Origin of the sequence: Ruegeria arenilitoris (assembly GCF_013030265.1) — a bacterium.
GTDB lineage: Bacteria > Pseudomonadota > Alphaproteobacteria > Rhodobacterales > Rhodobacteraceae > Ruegeria > Ruegeria arenilitoris_E.
Map to the genome: position 1 here is coordinate 74,549 of NZ_WPZQ01000004.1, position 15,097 is coordinate 89,645.

General features: G+C 55.6%; 12 protein-coding genes. 2 read left to right on the forward strand and 10 right to left on the reverse strand.

Going from position 1 to position 15,097, the window contains the following annotated elements:
- Positions 1–15: 15 nt before the first annotated feature.
- Positions 16–1,809 (forward strand): AAA family ATPase, encoded by a 1,794-nt coding sequence (locus GOX61_RS08050; RefSeq protein WP_170332747.1) that lies wholly within the window; start codon positions 16–18, stop codon positions 1,807–1,809.
- 33 nt (positions 1,810–1,842) lie between these two features.
- Here GOX61_RS08050 and GOX61_RS08055 read toward each other — a convergent pair whose 3' ends face one another.
- Together GOX61_RS08055 and GOX61_RS08060 are read right to left on the reverse strand one after the other, a co-directional pair.
- A complete protein-coding gene (locus GOX61_RS08055; protein WP_254436798.1) occupies positions 1,843–2,898 on the reverse strand; it encodes a TAXI family TRAP transporter solute-binding subunit in 1,056 nt (351 codons plus the stop codon).
- Between the two features lie 29 nt (positions 2,899–2,927).
- On the reverse strand, positions 2,928–5,408 hold the full coding sequence (locus GOX61_RS08060) for a hypothetical protein (RefSeq protein ID WP_170332749.1): 2,481 nt from the start codon (positions 5,406–5,408) through the stop codon (positions 2,928–2,930).
- 525 nt (positions 5,409–5,933) lie between these two features.
- Between GOX61_RS08060 and GOX61_RS08065 the strand changes: the two genes are divergently transcribed.
- Positions 5,934–7,271 carry an MATE family efflux transporter gene (locus tag GOX61_RS08065; protein WP_254436799.1) on the forward strand — a complete coding sequence of 446 codons (1,338 nt, stop codon included), beginning with the start codon at positions 5,934–5,936 and terminating at the stop codon, positions 7,269–7,271.
- 19 nt (positions 7,272–7,290) lie between these two features.
- Here the strand turns inward: GOX61_RS08065 and GOX61_RS08070 are convergent, their stop codons facing one another.
- The 8 genes from GOX61_RS08070 to GOX61_RS08105 form a co-directional block, all read right to left on the reverse strand.
- Complete coding sequence (locus GOX61_RS08070) at positions 7,291–8,388, reverse strand: M56 family metallopeptidase (protein ID WP_155139153.1); 1,098 nt, start codon at positions 8,386–8,388, stop codon at positions 7,291–7,293.
- The gene (locus GOX61_RS08075) at positions 8,375–8,770 is read right to left on the reverse strand and encodes a BlaI/MecI/CopY family transcriptional regulator (RefSeq protein ID WP_155139155.1); all 396 of its coding nucleotides are present in this window, start codon (positions 8,768–8,770) and stop codon (positions 8,375–8,377) included. The genes GOX61_RS08070 and GOX61_RS08075 overlap by 14 nt, the downstream gene beginning before the upstream one ends.
- Positions 8,771–8,838: 68 nt before the next feature.
- The gene (locus tag GOX61_RS08080; RefSeq protein ID WP_155139157.1) at positions 8,839–9,246 is read right to left on the reverse strand and encodes a DUF2160 domain-containing protein; all 408 of its coding nucleotides are present in this window, start codon (positions 9,244–9,246) and stop codon (positions 8,839–8,841) included.
- An 8-nt stretch (positions 9,247–9,254) separates the two neighbouring features.
- Complete coding sequence (locus tag GOX61_RS08085; protein ID WP_155139158.1) at positions 9,255–10,052, reverse strand: carbohydrate ABC transporter permease; 798 nt, start codon at positions 10,050–10,052, stop codon at positions 9,255–9,257.
- Complete coding sequence (locus GOX61_RS08090) at positions 10,049–10,912, reverse strand: carbohydrate ABC transporter permease (protein WP_155139160.1); 864 nt, start codon at positions 10,910–10,912, stop codon at positions 10,049–10,051. Before GOX61_RS08090 ends, GOX61_RS08085 begins: the two co-directional genes overlap by 4 nt.
- Entirely contained in the window at positions 10,909–11,985 is a 1,077-nt protein-coding gene (locus GOX61_RS08095; RefSeq protein WP_170332752.1) for an ABC transporter ATP-binding protein, read from the reverse strand. Before GOX61_RS08095 ends, GOX61_RS08090 begins: the two co-directional genes overlap by 4 nt.
- 1 nt (position 11,986) lies before the next feature.
- Positions 11,987–13,036, reverse strand: coding sequence for an ABC transporter ATP-binding protein (locus GOX61_RS08100; RefSeq protein ID WP_155139164.1), 1,050 nt, complete (start codon positions 13,034–13,036; stop codon positions 11,987–11,989).
- 82 nt (positions 13,037–13,118) lie between these two features.
- On the reverse strand, positions 13,119–14,858 hold the full coding sequence (locus tag GOX61_RS08105) for an ABC transporter substrate-binding protein (protein WP_155139166.1): 1,740 nt from the start codon (positions 14,856–14,858) through the stop codon (positions 13,119–13,121).
- Between the last annotated feature and the right edge of the window lie 239 nt (positions 14,859–15,097).

A 15,097-nucleotide genomic window follows, 5' to 3' on the forward strand; every position in this document is an offset into this window, starting at 1 on the left:
AGTCCGCGACTCAGAATGGGCCAGATTTGTGAGTTTTTAAGAATTTATAGCGAGTGGGAAATGGAAGGCACCAAGGGGCAACCCGAACTACCTTTAGGCGCGAAGTCCGGGCCAGAGAACTCCGCGAAGATTTATTGGAGCCAAGTTCATAAACTAGCGTTCGAACGACTGCGTTTTGCAGCGACGAGCCGCGCACCGCTAACGATTCTTGGGGGGCGCTCCGGAACAGGGCGGACCCGGCTGGTTCAAGAATTGATCGCGGCAAAAACCCCCGGCTTCACAATCGCAGCAATTCTCGATCCTCGACACCTCACGGGTGACGTGCACTCGGACGCGTTGTTGGCTTTTGACCCCAAGCGAACTCGCTCCGATGATATTGAAAGCAATCAAAACGAATTAACGAGTCTTTTGGGCTCGCTTCATGCAGCACAGAGATTTCCGGTTTTGGTTGTAGACGATGCTGACCAATTAACTGACACATATCTCGGTAATTTGTGTTCGCTGTGCGACGAAAGCGCGGGCACACGACCCAAGTTGAAGCTCGTCCTCGTTGGGAGCACCAATCTAGCTGATATTTTGTCGAACACACAGCCAGATCTCACCGGTCCTGCATTTATGCTGGAGGTGATGAGCGAAGAAGATGTGGGAGGATATGCGCGGGCAAATCTGGTTGCGCTTGGTTTCAGCGATCTCGGCCTTACGGACGACGCTGTGAGAGAGATGTTTCTGCAGACGAACGGTATACCTGCCAAAATAAATATTATCTGCGATGGAATTCGCCATTTTATGGATGAGAGAAATCTGACCGAAATAGATCGCGAGAGCATTCGCAAAATTGCTGCCGATATCAGAAGCAATAAGCCCGAAAAACTGGTCGAGGATGAACCTCCATCGAACGGGTTGAGCCCATTGGCGCCCGCGGGCTTAGGTGCACAAGCCATTGCTCACCATGCTGGAACTGATGCGCAGTTCTCAACTAAGGCAGGTTTTTCCCAACCTCATGACACACAGGGGATCACAAGTTTTTTTGGCCGAAACACAGCAGTTGTGACCGGTCTGCTAGGGTTGGCGACGGTTACGACCGCAGCATATCTGTTGATGTCAGCAAGCGGCTTTGATGAGTATCGGTCGTCATTGATCGGAGAGAGCGAAGCAACCCCGCAGAATCTTCCGGGAATCAATCCCGCTGGCAATAGTGTTGAGGTCGGTGGAGATATTCAGAAGGCTATCGAGGCCCAAGCACGTGTCACAAGACTGTCGGATGTAATAGCTGAGGTCGATCCCAGCGCCAGCGGCCTGTATCAAGCCGCGCTCCGGCTGGCGGGAACTGACGCCGATGCTGCGGTCGCTAGCTATGCCCGAGCGGCATTAGCCGGGCATGATAGGTCCGCTTATTATCTTGGCCAGATTTACGAAACGGGTGAAGGCGTGCCTGTGGACCTTGCGTTGGCCAGGGCTTGGTACAAGATGGCTGCCCCGGAAATAGGTGGCGCTGTCGATCGGCTCAACGATCTGCACTCAAACTACGAGAGTGGAGCGTTGACAGAACCAACGCAGCTTTTTTCGAACTTGTCGGCCGACGGAGTTGCTGAATTTGTCTGGACAAGTGGGGAGGGGGCGGATCCGTCTGCCTACCGTATCGAGGTCGCCTCGCCAGAAGGAAGCGTGATCCTCGACGTGCCAGATTTAGAGCTATCAGCGGTGCGATTGATGGTACCGACGGATGCGCAGCAATGGCGTGTTGCCGCGATTGATGAAATTGGCGGGCAAGAAGCGGTATCGCCTTGGGTAGACATCAGTACGAACTAGGCGCTACCGCTTTGCCGAACCTTTCTCGATTGATCAACAGCCGATTACGGCGCAAATTCTGTTGCGATAAGCGGTGTTTGCCTCGCTTTCGATACTGGGCTGCCCCGACGACACGACGGGACCGCAGGCAAGTTCGTAGTCTTCGCTAAGCCCCAGATTGACGCATTCCGAAATGTTCCAGCCCGGCGGTATGTCATTCAGGTCCACGTCATTCCATTTCGGATGGCCGGATTGCTGCAGTGTCTGGAACTCTTTTGCAATCAGATGGGCCACATCCGCGACCGCTTTGCAGCTTTCCTGATGGTAAGAGTTACGCGCGCGATCGTATTCGTATGTCATCAAAACGGCCTTTACCGCGACCACGTCGATGGTTTCGGTTTGGAACGGGTAGGTACCAGCCTCGATCTTTGACGGAGTGTAAACCGCTGCCAAAGTAGGATCCGTGACCGACAGAAGATGCAGCTTTTCAGGGTCGATCTGATCGGTTTGAAAAATCTTGGTGGGCGCCCCGGCAACGTAGAAGAACGCATCGATACTACCATCAAGCAGCATCTGCAGTGACGTATCGGCATTGATGGTGAGACGCTCGGCAGGCACCACGCCAGCGAGATCCAGAACGAGTGACGCGGTCAGAAATGTTCCGCTATCCTCTACGCCAACCGCCACGCGGCGACCGTTAAGATCTGATAAGGAGTTGATGTCACGCTTAGCAAGAATATGAACTTCCTCGTTATACAGCGGGAAGGCAATGCGGACGCCGAAAATCGCGCGGGCGATCTCGGGGTCTTCGCTGGAATAGGTTTTCAGGTACTCCAGAACGTCGCTCTGTACGATCCCAAGCTGGGTGTGGCGGCGCTTGCGAACCCCCAAGAAATTCTCCAGCGATCCTGCACTTTCGCGGACATTGAGTTCGATCCCGCAAGCGGAAGCAAGGTCACTCATGTCGCCGCCGATCTGAATATATGTTCCTGTGGGGCCACCGGTCAGAATGTTCCGCTCAAATGCCGACGCGGATACCGGTATCGCCAGCCCCAGCACCATTGGGAACACCGTTCTGGTGAGGACATTAACCAGTTTGAATAAATTCATCTTACCCTCCCTCGAAAATAACAAAAAAATCAGCAGAATTCTCCGGACCGGACCAAATGCAACAGGGTTTGCCGGTTGATCTCACCGGTAGCGGCTTCCAGTGCATCAACAGCACATGATCCGCTGGCAAGATCGGCAATAAGGCTTTCAAGTGTTTCTATCGGCAGATCGCTCAGCCCAGGAGCGCCGATCAGTATGGCGCGAATGGCATCAGTAGATTGTCCTACGTTTGGAACGGGCAGGGAACCGGTCGCTGCATCGACTGCAGCTGGCGAGGTCAAATCCTCCTGCGGTTCATCGGTCAGCGAAGAAAATCTGGAATCCGCTTCGACAGCACGACGTTCCAGTTCTTCCAGACTGGCGGCCAGATTTGCAAGCTCGTCACGATAGGCCGCTGCCTGTTGTCGCAATGAATCAAGTTCGGCCCGAGCGTTGGCCGCATTCGTTTCCGATTCCGAAAGAACAGCCTGATTGTCCAAGTGCTGTGCCCGAGCGTTCTCGACTTCCTGTGTAGCTTTTGCTCGTTCCTCCTCGAGTTCGGAAACTTGAGTCGCCGCTGCATCGCGCCGTGCTTCGGCTTCGCTCGCTTCTGCGATCAGCCGGTTCAGTTCCTCACGGGCAAGCGCGAGTTCTTGCTGTATCTCACTCAGTTCGGATTTGGCGTCGGCAAGCTGAGTGTTGATCTCTTCCAGAGATTGCGATGCGGTGTCGGTCGCGGCGGTTTGATCATTTGCTTGTGCTACTTCCGTATTTAGCTGGCTGAGCTCTGTGCGCCGGGATTCAAGTTCACCCAAAAGCGAATCCAACTCCTCTTTCGCCGCCGAAACCCCTCCGCTGGTCCGCTGAAGTGAGGCGACCATTTGGTCACGCTTTTTGGTCACAGCCTCTGTTTCAGTCTTCAACTCTGTAAGGGTAGCGTTGGCTTGGGTGATTGTTTGCCGGGACTGAGACAGTTCTTCGCCGGAACTGGCGATATCATCATCCAGTCGATCTCGCTCTTTACGCAAATCATCCAGTGATGCAGTCAGATCTGCTTTCGTTTTCTCGTCTTCCTGCAGTTGGTCAGCTAGCGTCTGCAATTCGGAGGTCAGTTCGCTAAGCCTTGCCTCGTTCTGGGAAAGCTCACTTCGCGAAGATGAAGCCTGGGATTGCAACTCTGCAAGAGCTGACTGTGCTTTGGAATGCTGAGACTGCCCATTCGCGATTTCAGCTTGCAGATCCTCAAGCGTCGCGCGTGCTTGCACAATTTCCTCTGCGACAGCTTTTTGATCAGCACGTTCCCGCCCAGGGTTCGTGACTTCGACCTGCAAAGAAACAAGCTTGGTTTGTAGCTTTGTCAGCTCGGATTCTGCGGCTGCCTTTCCTTCTTCTGCTGCTCGGGCGGCCAGTTCAGCGCGCGAACGTACGGCAGAAAGCGTTGCAAGCTCGATGGACATCGTGTCACGGCGATCGGCCAGCTCTGTCAGCGCAGCATCAGTTTGTTCGAACTCTGCCTGTGTCGCTGCCAGTTCCTGCTTAAGATCGCTCAGGTCTTCTTCGGCAGAGCGGCGCTGTTGCGCCAGTTGAGTCAGTTTTTGGGAGGTTGCTTCGATATCATTTGTTTCGGCGCGCGTCTGTTCGATTTTCTTAGCCAAGCTTTCATATTCTTTGTTGCGACTGACGATCTGTGTCTCCAGCGCTTCTTTCTCTTGTTTGCGCGACTGAACCGCGTCCTGAACGCGCTTGAGTTCTGCCGTGACGTCGACAATTTCTTTCTGGAGTTTTGACAGGCCTGATCGGTCCGCCTCAAGCTTAGCCTGCGTCTCGCTTACGGCTGCCTTCAGAGTTTCCAGATTGCCTTGTTCATGGGAAAGTTCAGTTGAGACTGTTTCCAGGCTGGCTTTGGTCCCGATCAGTGTCTCGTTAAGAGCATCCACTTCAGCGCTGACCTGAAGCTGGCTTCGCGTCAACTCGTCAACATCTGCTGTCAATTGATCGGCCAGCATCTGGTCCGCTTCCATCTTGCTCCTGACGTCGCGCATTTCCAGTTTCAGTTGCTCAAGATTACCGATCTCTGCTGCAGCGGTTTCGATTTGAACGTTGAGTTCCGCCAGCCTGACGCTGGCTTCTTGTTTGCTAGTCTCAAGATCCACAAGCTCTGCCTGCCGAGCCACGATCGCGGCCTCGCTTGCCTCGTTCTCAGTTGTCAGCAGGGTCCGGGCTTCTTCCAGCTCGGCGATCCGCGAGGCATGGTTCAACCTCTCAGAATCGACTTCCGCAATCTGGGCGTGCAGCGCGGTCAGATCATCTTCGGCTTTGGTGATGTCTTCGAGTAAGTTGTCTCTGGTTGACTGCGCCCGGTCGATTTCTTCTTCCAGCAGCGCAAGGATTTGTCGAAGCGAGGCGGCTGTCTGCTTCGAGCCTTCAGAATTAATTGCAGGCTTTTCGGTGCCTTGCGCAAAAACAACAGGCGCCCAATTGCCAAACACTAGAATAAAAACCAATACCCAATACAGCCGAAGCTGGAACATACCCCCACACCCCAAACAAAAACGGCAGGGTAAGCATCTCACAAATTAGCCAAAAAGTCGAATCTGGGCCGCATGTAGGGACGCCCGTTCTTGTGCCAAAACGTCCTCTGAGTAAGCATTGCAGGAACTCATTGAGATAGGTTGCTGCCACTGCGAAGCAGCAGAAAATGCCATCATAGCATGAGCAAACTAAGGGTGCTGAGATCAGATAAATCCGACGCCCATAAGCCTGAGCCAATCTGTTCAGACAGAATTCCTGTCATCAGTATGTACTTCGTCGGATTGTACTTTTTGGGCCAGGAATGTGACCTGACATGGCTCTCTTCGGTAGACATTTTGGTCGCAGTGAATCCGATCTGGATGGCAAACAGCGCCTAAGAAGCTTTCGCACCTCTTGCTGTTGGTAAGATAACCTCTGCAGAGTGCTTGCGAGCAGGGCAGTGAGGAATCATCTCAAGAATGGCAACCCAATCTGAAAACCACGCTGTATTTCTAAACGGCAGCCTAATGCGGCATGTCGTAAGAATGTCGTTGACCACCAGCATCGGACTGATGGCGATCTTTGCCGTGGACTTCGTCGATATGGTTTTCATCTCGATGTTGGGCAACGATGCGCTTGCAGCGGCAGTCGGTTATGCCGGTACGCTTTTGTTCTTTACCAATGCGGTCAATATCGGCCTGTCCATCGCGGCCGGAGCGTTAGTTGCGCGCGAACTGGGTGCAGGGCGGCCTGAACAGGCGCGAAACTACGGGTCCAGCGTCGCGATCCTGGGTATCGTGGTTGGCTTGGCGCTTTCAGCACTGGTGATGATGAACGTCGAATTCTTGTTGTCGTTACTTGGTGCAGAGGGAGAGGTTCTGAGACTGGCGTCCCGCTATGTTTCGATCATTCTGCCAACTATGTGGGTTATGGCCGCTGCCATGACCAGCATGGCTGTATTGCGTGCGCATGGTGACGCTCGTCGATCCATGATGGCAACGATATATGGTGGCATTGTAAACGCCGTTCTTGATCCGGTGTTAATTTTTGCGGTTGGACTTGGATTGGATGGCGCTGCCATTGCGTCGGTATTGGCGAGAATCACGATGCTGGGGGCAGCGTTGTTACCTGCCTTGAAGGTTCACAATGGCTTTGCACGACCATCACCTCGTCAGGTGTTTGACGACTTCGGTGCGGTTCGCGCAATTGCCTTCCCAGCTATCCTAACAAATATCGCAACACCGATTGGAAATGCGATCGTGGTTCGGGAAATCGCCAGCTATGGGACAGATGCGGTTGCAGGTATGGCGGTGATCGGTAGGCTGCTGCCCGTCGCATTTTCGGTCATTTTTGCGTTGTCGGGGGCCATTGGCCCGATCATTGGGCAGAACTTTGGCGCAGGGCGTTATGACCGGGTCAGGTCTGCCTTTTATGCCGGGGTTCAGTTCACCGGGATATATGTGTTGATCATGGCAGCGGTTCTGTTTCTGCTACGCGCCCCTATCGCGGATTTGTTCGAGGCTCAGGGTGAAACGCGGACACTGATCTATCTGTTCTGCGGACCGCTGGCGCTGGCTGCGTTTTTTAACGGGGTCATTTTTGTCACCAACGCCAGTTTCAATAATCTGGGCCACCCCATCTATTCCACGTGGATAAATTGGGGGCGTCACACCATCGGAACATGGATTTTTGTCGTCATCGGCTCGTATCTGGGCGGGGCATCCGGAGTTTTGTTGGGGCAGGCCTTTGGAGGCGTGATCTTCGCCGGAATTGGTTGGTATCTGGTGGGACGCGTGGTCTCGAACCTGTCACGGCCAACCGAGGTCGAGCCGTTTACCGAGCAGAACCGACTGCATTCGTTGTTCGGGCGTCGCGGCTGGTGAGCCTGAACTGGCTGGCCAATTAGTTCCCCTGGTTGCGTGCTTCCAACCGTTCCAAATTGACGACGGTCGACAGCATGAGCCGATCATGGCTCCAGTCCTGCGTTTGCCTGATCGAGGCTGAACCCAAGGCAAGAAGCAACGCAAAAACCAGCGTCAGTCCAAGAAAGGCCATTGGCAGATGAGATTGGGCTGACGGTGCATCAGCCAACGCGATGACCCGCTGTCGCAGCACGCGCTTTGCTTTTCCGCCCGAAACCAGTGCCACATTCAAAACACGAGGGCTGCCACGCGACACGGTCCGAGCGCAGTAATCCAGCAAACACGCTGTGTAGTCGCGTGTATCGATACCCTTGCGGGTGACGACTGACTGATCGCAGGCCAGCTCACGCAGTCGGCTGAACTGATACTTCAGGATCAGGTAGGCCGGGTTCCAGAATAGTAGCGGACGCAGCAGTTCAAAGCCCAACTCCCATTCGACATCATGCGCGCGAACGTGCTGCAACTCGTGAGCGAGGGCAAACCGCAAGTCGCGTGGCGTGTCCAGAAGATGGCTTGGCAGAACAACATGGCGTCGGCGCAATCCACGAACTGCAAAAGGCACGCTGATGCGATCTGAAAGACGAATGTCTACTTTGGCAGAACGCCGCCACAGAAAGCTGGTTCGGACAGTGTGCCGGATTGCCAACGCATCACGGAAGGCCCGAAAGGCAAATACGGCAGAGAGCAATACGGCACTCACAATAAGCGCAGTCAGCAGGCGGTACTCTCCGGATAAGATCATTTCAATCCAGCGCTGGCGTGTATTCAGCAGTGTTTCGAACTGCGTTGCCGGCATGGCGATATCGCCGCGCAGATAGGCAGCTACAGCGATGTCCCCAAAGGCAACAGCCTGACCCGGCCAGATCTGGCCGGCAACTAAAGTGGCACCCAATGCCAACAGTGGACTGAGTAACACACATACACATAGCGCCTTGAGCGCACGCAGTTGCACAATATAGCTATGGCCCAGCGCAGTGCGTGACAAAGCTGCCCGCGCAGCCAGCCAGATTACAGCCGACATAGCCAGAACTATGTTCAATTCGAGATACGCATCGAGAACCGGTTTAACCGCTGTCATTTTGCAGTCTCCTCTCTACCAGTGCCCGAATTTCCTCCAAATCGGCTTCACTAAGCCCCGCATCATCGACCAGTCGCGCGACCAAGGTCGCGGGTGTGTCGTCAAACAATGTGCGAGATAGGTTCTGAAGCGATCTTGCCTGATACCTGTCTTTTTCCAGAAGCGGCCTGTAAATCAGCGTCTTGCCGTCCTTACGGCTCTCGACAAAGCCTTTTTCGTCGAGAATCCGCAGGATGGTTGCACCGGATGTATAGGCCAAATTGCGCTCTGGCGGCAGACGATCCAGGACATCACGTACCGAGCCTTGCCCGAGGACCCAGAGTTCGTTCATGAACTCAAGTTCAACCTCGGTCAGAAGATTTCCCGTCTTTCTTTTTCGCATTGATCTCGGTGTCGCCATTTTACCTAGTGTGCCTGCCAGACAAGCATCCTTTTGCCTTTACGCAAAGCCTAAACTTTCCAGAACACGAAAACGCCCCATCCAATCGACAGGAAAAGCGGCGTCCAGACCGGTTGTCCCACCAACCCGAGCCAGGCGAGGAAGATATAGGCCGAGCCAAGCAGTGTGATGAACAACCGGTCGCCAAGAGTTGTCGTTAGGCCCAGAACACCACGACGTTCCAGCCCGTCCCGGAATTTTACTACCTCGAGCACTCCGATCAGGGCGATGGCGGAAAAGATGCCCACGAAGACGGCCAGAGTTGCGGGTGTCCAAGCCATCCAGAAATCAGGCCACAGAGGATCAGTCCAAGAGAACCCTTTTTCCTCTTGTTGGCCGACATTCCCCCAACCGGCCTTGGCCTGAGCGAAGGCTGTCGATGGGGCAATAAAGGAGAGGGCGAGAAGAAGTTTACGCATATCGAACCTCACACACGTCCCATCGCGAAACCGCGCGCGATGTAGTTGCGGACAAACCAGATGACGATGGCACCGGGGATGATGGTCAGGGTTCCTGCGGCAGCCAGCAGGCCCAGTTCGTATCCCGCACTGGAAGCTGTACGGGTCATCACAGCGGCGATGGGTTTCGCCTCGACCGCCGTCAGGGTCTTGGCCAGCAGCATTTCCACCCAAGAGAACATGAAGCAGAAGAACGCCGCGACGCCAACGCCCGCTTTGATATTGGGCAGGAAGATGGTCACGAAGAAACGCGGGAAGGAATAGCCGTCGACATAGGCCGTCTCATCCAGTTCCTTCGGAATGCCACGCATAAAACCTTCCAGGATCCACACTGCCAGCGGCACGTTGAATAGGGTGTGCGCCAGTGCCACGGCCAGATAGGTGTCGAACAGGTGGATCGACGAATAGAGCTGGAAGAACGGCAAGGCGAAGACTGCGGCAGGGGCCATCCGGTTGGTCAGCAGCCAGAAGAACAGCTGCTTGTCACCCAGAAACCGATAGCGCGAAAACGCATAGGCCGCAGGCAAGGCAACACAGACCGAAAGTACAGTGTTCAGAGTCACATAGGTGATCGAGTTGATGTAGCCCCAGTACCACGTTGGATCAGTGAAGATCGTGATATAATTCTCCAGCGTAAAGGTCTGGGGAAACAGGGAAAAGCCCGACAGGATCTCATTCGTGGTCTTGAAGGACATCGCAACCAGCCAATAGATTGGTAACATCAGGAACGCGATATAGAGGATCGGGATGATGGACCGCTTCTTCATTGCGCGTCATCCTTTGTCATCAGAGTGTAGAAGAGCCATGAGACCAGCAGCGTGATGGCGAAATAGATCAGGCTCATCGCGGCCGCAGGGCCAAGGTCGAACTGTCCCAGTGCGATCTTCACAAGGTCGATCGACAGCAGGGTGGTTGAGTTGCCGGGGCCGCCGCCGGTCAGAACGAAGGGCTCGGTATAGATGTTGAAACTGTCCATGAACCGCAGAAGTACGGCGATGGTCAGGACGGTCTTCATCTTGGGCAGCTGAATGTATCGGAACACCGACCACGGACTGGCACCGTCGATCTTGGCCGCCTGATAGTAGGCGTCAGGGATCGAGACGAGACCCGCGTAGCAAAGCAGCACCACCAGCGAAGTCCAGTGCCAGACATCCATCACGACGACTGTGATCCAGGCCGACAGCGGCTGTTGTGTCATGTCATAGTTGATGCCCAGAACGTCATTCAGAAAGTATCCCAGAAGACCGATCTGGGGCAGGGTGAAGATATTCCACATCGAGCCGACCACGTTCCACGGGATCAGCATCGGCAGGGCCATCAGGACCAGACAGACAGGCACCCAGAAACCTTTGCGCGGCATCGACAGGGCCACGATGATACCAAGTGGCACCTCAATGATCAGGATCAGGAAGGTGAACAGGAATTGCCGACCCAGCGCGGCTTGGAAGCGGTCGGATCGCAGGATCTGTTCGAACCAGCCCAGACCTTCCCAGAAGAACTGGTTGTTGCCGAAGGTTTCCTGAACCGAGTAATTCACCACCGTCATCATCGGCACCAGCGCGTTGAACGCGACCAGCGCCAGCACCGGCAGGACAAAGAACCATGCTTTTTGGTTTTCTGTTCTCATTGCGCCCGCTCCTCGGTTGCGATCCAGCCGTCGCGGTAGACGCGGGATTGTTCAGGTTTGAATTGAAGGAAGACCTGTGATCCGGGCTCGGGCACGCTGTGTTCGGTCACGGCCTTTAGGGCGGTGTTGCCGACCATGGCGCTGACCACATAGTGGCGACCGATGTCTGAAACTTTAGTCACGTGCGCCGGGATGCCTGCATCGCCAAAGCCCACGTATTCTGGGCGAATACCCAGGTCGGTGCGACCTCCGTCGCCGTTGGTCGGGCCTTCCAGCATAACCTCGTGACCTTCGAACACGGCGCGGTCACCTTTCGCCTCACAGGGCAGAACGTTCATGCCGGGCGAGCCGATGAAGTGGCCGACGAATGTGTGCTGAGGGCGTTCGAACAGTTCGACCGGGGTGCCGATCTGTACCACTTCGCCCTCCTGCATCACCACGACCTCATCCGCGAAGGTCAGGGCTTCGGTCTGGTCGTGGGTCACGTAGATCATTGTCGCTTTGACGCGTTGGTGCAGCTCTTTCAGTTTGGAGCGGAGTTTCCATTTCAGATGCGGGTCGATCACGGTCAGGGGTTCATCGAACATCACCGCGTTCACGTCATCTCGCACCAGACCGCGACCCATCGAGATCTTCTGTTTGTTATCCGGACTCAGACCCGATGCGCGCGTGCCCAGCATATCCGTGACGTCCAGCATTTCGGCGATCTCATCGACGCGACGCTTGATTGTGGCCGGGTCAACCCCCCGGTTTTTTAGCGGGAAAGCAAGGTTTTCGCCCACGGTCATCGTGTCGTAGATCACCGGGAACTGGAATACCTGCGCGATGTTGCGCTGGTCAGGGGGTAGGGCGGTTACGTCACGATCGTCAAACAGGATCTGTCCTTCGGACGGCGTCAACAGACCTGAAATGATATTCAGCAGTGTGGACTTGCCGCAGCCTGACGGACCGAGCAGCGCATATGCCCCGCCATCGCGCCAAGTCACGTCGATTTCCTTCAGTGCATAGTCCTCCGGGCTTTTCGGCGTCGGCATGTAGCTGTGTCGAAGGTTTGAAAGCTTGATCTGTGCCATGTCAGGCCACCCTTTTGCCGTCTTGGCCGAAATACCGGCAGTGAGCCGGGTTCATGTAGAAGCTGTGATCTTCGCCAACCTGATACGGATGCACACCCGTGGCGAGCGATACCCACGCATCATCGCCATGCTGGAAATGCGCGCTGGAATCCGAGCCGGACAGTTCGGTCACAATCACGCGGCCGGTAAGCTCCACATCATCATCGGAAGAGCGAAACGGGGTCACCCGATGGGGTCGTACAGCGACCATGTAATCTCCATCGGCCATATCGGTGACAGCCCAGCCACCTCCACCAGCCAATTGCGCCTGAGCACCAGAAACGGTGATGCGCGCGACATTGATCGGCGGATCCGAAAAGACCCGCGCGGCGGCAATGTTCTCAGGGTTGCGATAAATGTCAGCGGTCGGCCCGAATTGGGTCACGCGGCCATCTTCCATCAGGGCAGTGTATCCACCCAGTAGCAGTGCTTCTTCGGGCTCTGACGTGGCATAAACCACCACAGCGCCACGACCCGCGAATAGATCGGGCAGCTGCTCGCGCAGTTCTTCACGCAGTTTGTAATCAAGGTTGGCCAACGGTTCGTCGAGGAAGACGGCGCGGCTCTCTTTTGCAATGGCACGCGCCAGAGCGGTACGTTGCTGTTGTCCACCCGACAACTCATGCGGGCGGCGGTGCAGCATCGGGCGCAGTTGAAGCAGATCGGCGGCCTCTTCGACGCGGCCTTCGATCTCGGATTGCGCCATGCCTGCCACGCGCAGCGGTGAGGCGATATTGTCGAATACTGTCATATGCGGGTAGTTCACGAAGAACTGGTGCACGAGGCTGATTTTCCGCTTTTGTGTATTCAGCCGTGTGACGTCTTGCCCATCCATCAGGACCTTGCCCGAGGCGATCGGGTCCAGTCCGGCCATCATCTTGATCAGAGAGGTCTTGCCCGAGCCCGTCGCACCGAGCAGCACGTTGAAATGGCCTGTTTGAAGGGTCAGGTTTGTGGGCTTGATATGGATGACGTTGCCGACCCTTTTGGTCGCGTCTTGAAGTTCGATCATGTCCGTGGGTTCCGGTCCTTCAGTGCGGTGCACTGGTCTTGAGGTGGGGGTGCCTGATGCGGCACCCCCGGGTTTCATTGGCTTACTGAGACTGCCAGCGCTGAACCAGTTCGTCATAGTTGACGGTCTGGCCTTGCGGCTTTTCATTCTCAAGCTTGGCCTTTGGCGAACCCGCTTTTTCCAGCCAGAAGGCGGGGTCCTGCGGGTCGTTCAGGCGTGGGCCACAGCCACCGTAAACACCGGCGCTTTCATCTGCGGCCTGCATGCGGGCCATGGTGATGTCCATCTCTTCGGCCAGACGGTCCATCGCCTCTTGTGGTGTAAAGGCACCCGAGTTCACGTCACCGATCTGCTGCCACCAGATTTGGGCCAGCTTCGGATAATCCGGAACGTTAATGCCAGTCGGCGACCATGCCACACGGTCAGGCGAGCGATAGAACTCGACCAGACCACCCAGCTTGGGTGCGCGTTCGGTGAACGACTCGTGGTTGACCGAGCTGTCGCGGATGAAGGTCAGACCCACGTGGGACTTTTTCACATCGACAGTCTTGGAGGTCACGAACTGGGCATAGAGCCACGCTGCCTGAGCACGATCCTCGGGGGTCGACTTCAGAAAGGTCCAGGAACCCACGTCCTGATAACCAACCTTCTGGCCTTCCTCCCAATAGGGGCCATGCGGGCTAGGCGCCATCCGCCACAGCGGCGTGCCTTCGTCATCCACGGTGTTGTTGCCTTCGGACTTCGGCTTCACCATGTCTGCGGTAAAGGCGGTGTACCAGAAGATCTGCTGGGCCACGTTGCCCTGGCTGAGCGCCGGCAGAGACTGGTAGAAGTCATAAGACGCCGCACCCGGAGGCGCATAGTTGCGCAGCCATTCGTCCCACTTGCGGATCGCATAGACCGCAGCCGGACCGTTTGCAGCACCACCACGCGAAACGGACGCACCAACGGGGTTACAGGTGCCCGCTTCCATGCGGATGCCCCATTCATCGACGGGTACACCATTCGGCTCACCCTTGTCGCCGGCACCAGCCATCGACAACCAGGCGTCGGTCATACGCCAGCCAAGGTCGGGCGCGCGCTTGCCATAGTCCATGTGGCCGTAGATCGCCACGCCATCGACTTCTTTCACGTCATTTGTGAAGAACTCGGCGATGTCCTCGTAGGCCGACCAGTTGACCGGAACACCCAGGTCATAGCCGTACTTCTCTTTGAACGCGGCTTTGTTGGCTTCGTCGTCAAACCAGTCTTTACGGAACCAGTAGAGGTTCGCGAATTGCTGATCGGGCAGCTGGTACAGCTTGCCGTCCGGACCAGTCGTGAATTGAATGCCCATGAAGTCATTCAGGTCCAGCGTCGGCGATGTTGTTGCCGCCCAGTCGCCTTCCATCATGTCGGTCAGCGGGTAGGCCAGCTGCAGACGCGAGTGGGTACCGATGAGGTCGCTGTCGTTGACGTAGCCGTCATACAGGTTCCGGCCGGTTTGCATCTGGGTCTGTACGGCCTGAACCACTTCGCCTTCGCCAAGGATCTGGTGGTTGACCTTGATGCCGGTGATTTCCTCGAATGCCTTGGTCAGAACCTCAGATTCGTAAGAGTGGGTCGGAATGCCCTCGGACAGGACGTTGATTTCCATGCCAGCGTAGGGTTGTGCAGCTTCGATGAACCACTGCATTTCCGACATCTGTTCGTCTTTCGACAGGGTCGATGGCTGGAATTCGTCGTCGATCCAACGTTGTGCTGCGGCTTCGTCGGCCCAAGCAGAACCGTGCCCCGCAATGACGGCAGCCGCCGCCACTGCGGAAAGTAGATGTCTCCGCATCTGTTTCCTCCCAAAAAATTATGGTTACCCGGTGGGGACCGGATGGCGGGCAGCATCAGCGATTTGTTGCGCATCTGTCAAACTAAAAATTTAGTAAATGAATTTTGGAGCGCCTTTGCCTAGCCTACTCATGGTTTCAAAGCCCCCGAACATGGCAAACCATCTTCGCTTGCTTATAATTGAATTCGTTGTAAGCTGAGCGTGAAATTAAGCAGAATAATCAAGGGTTTTCACTGCGC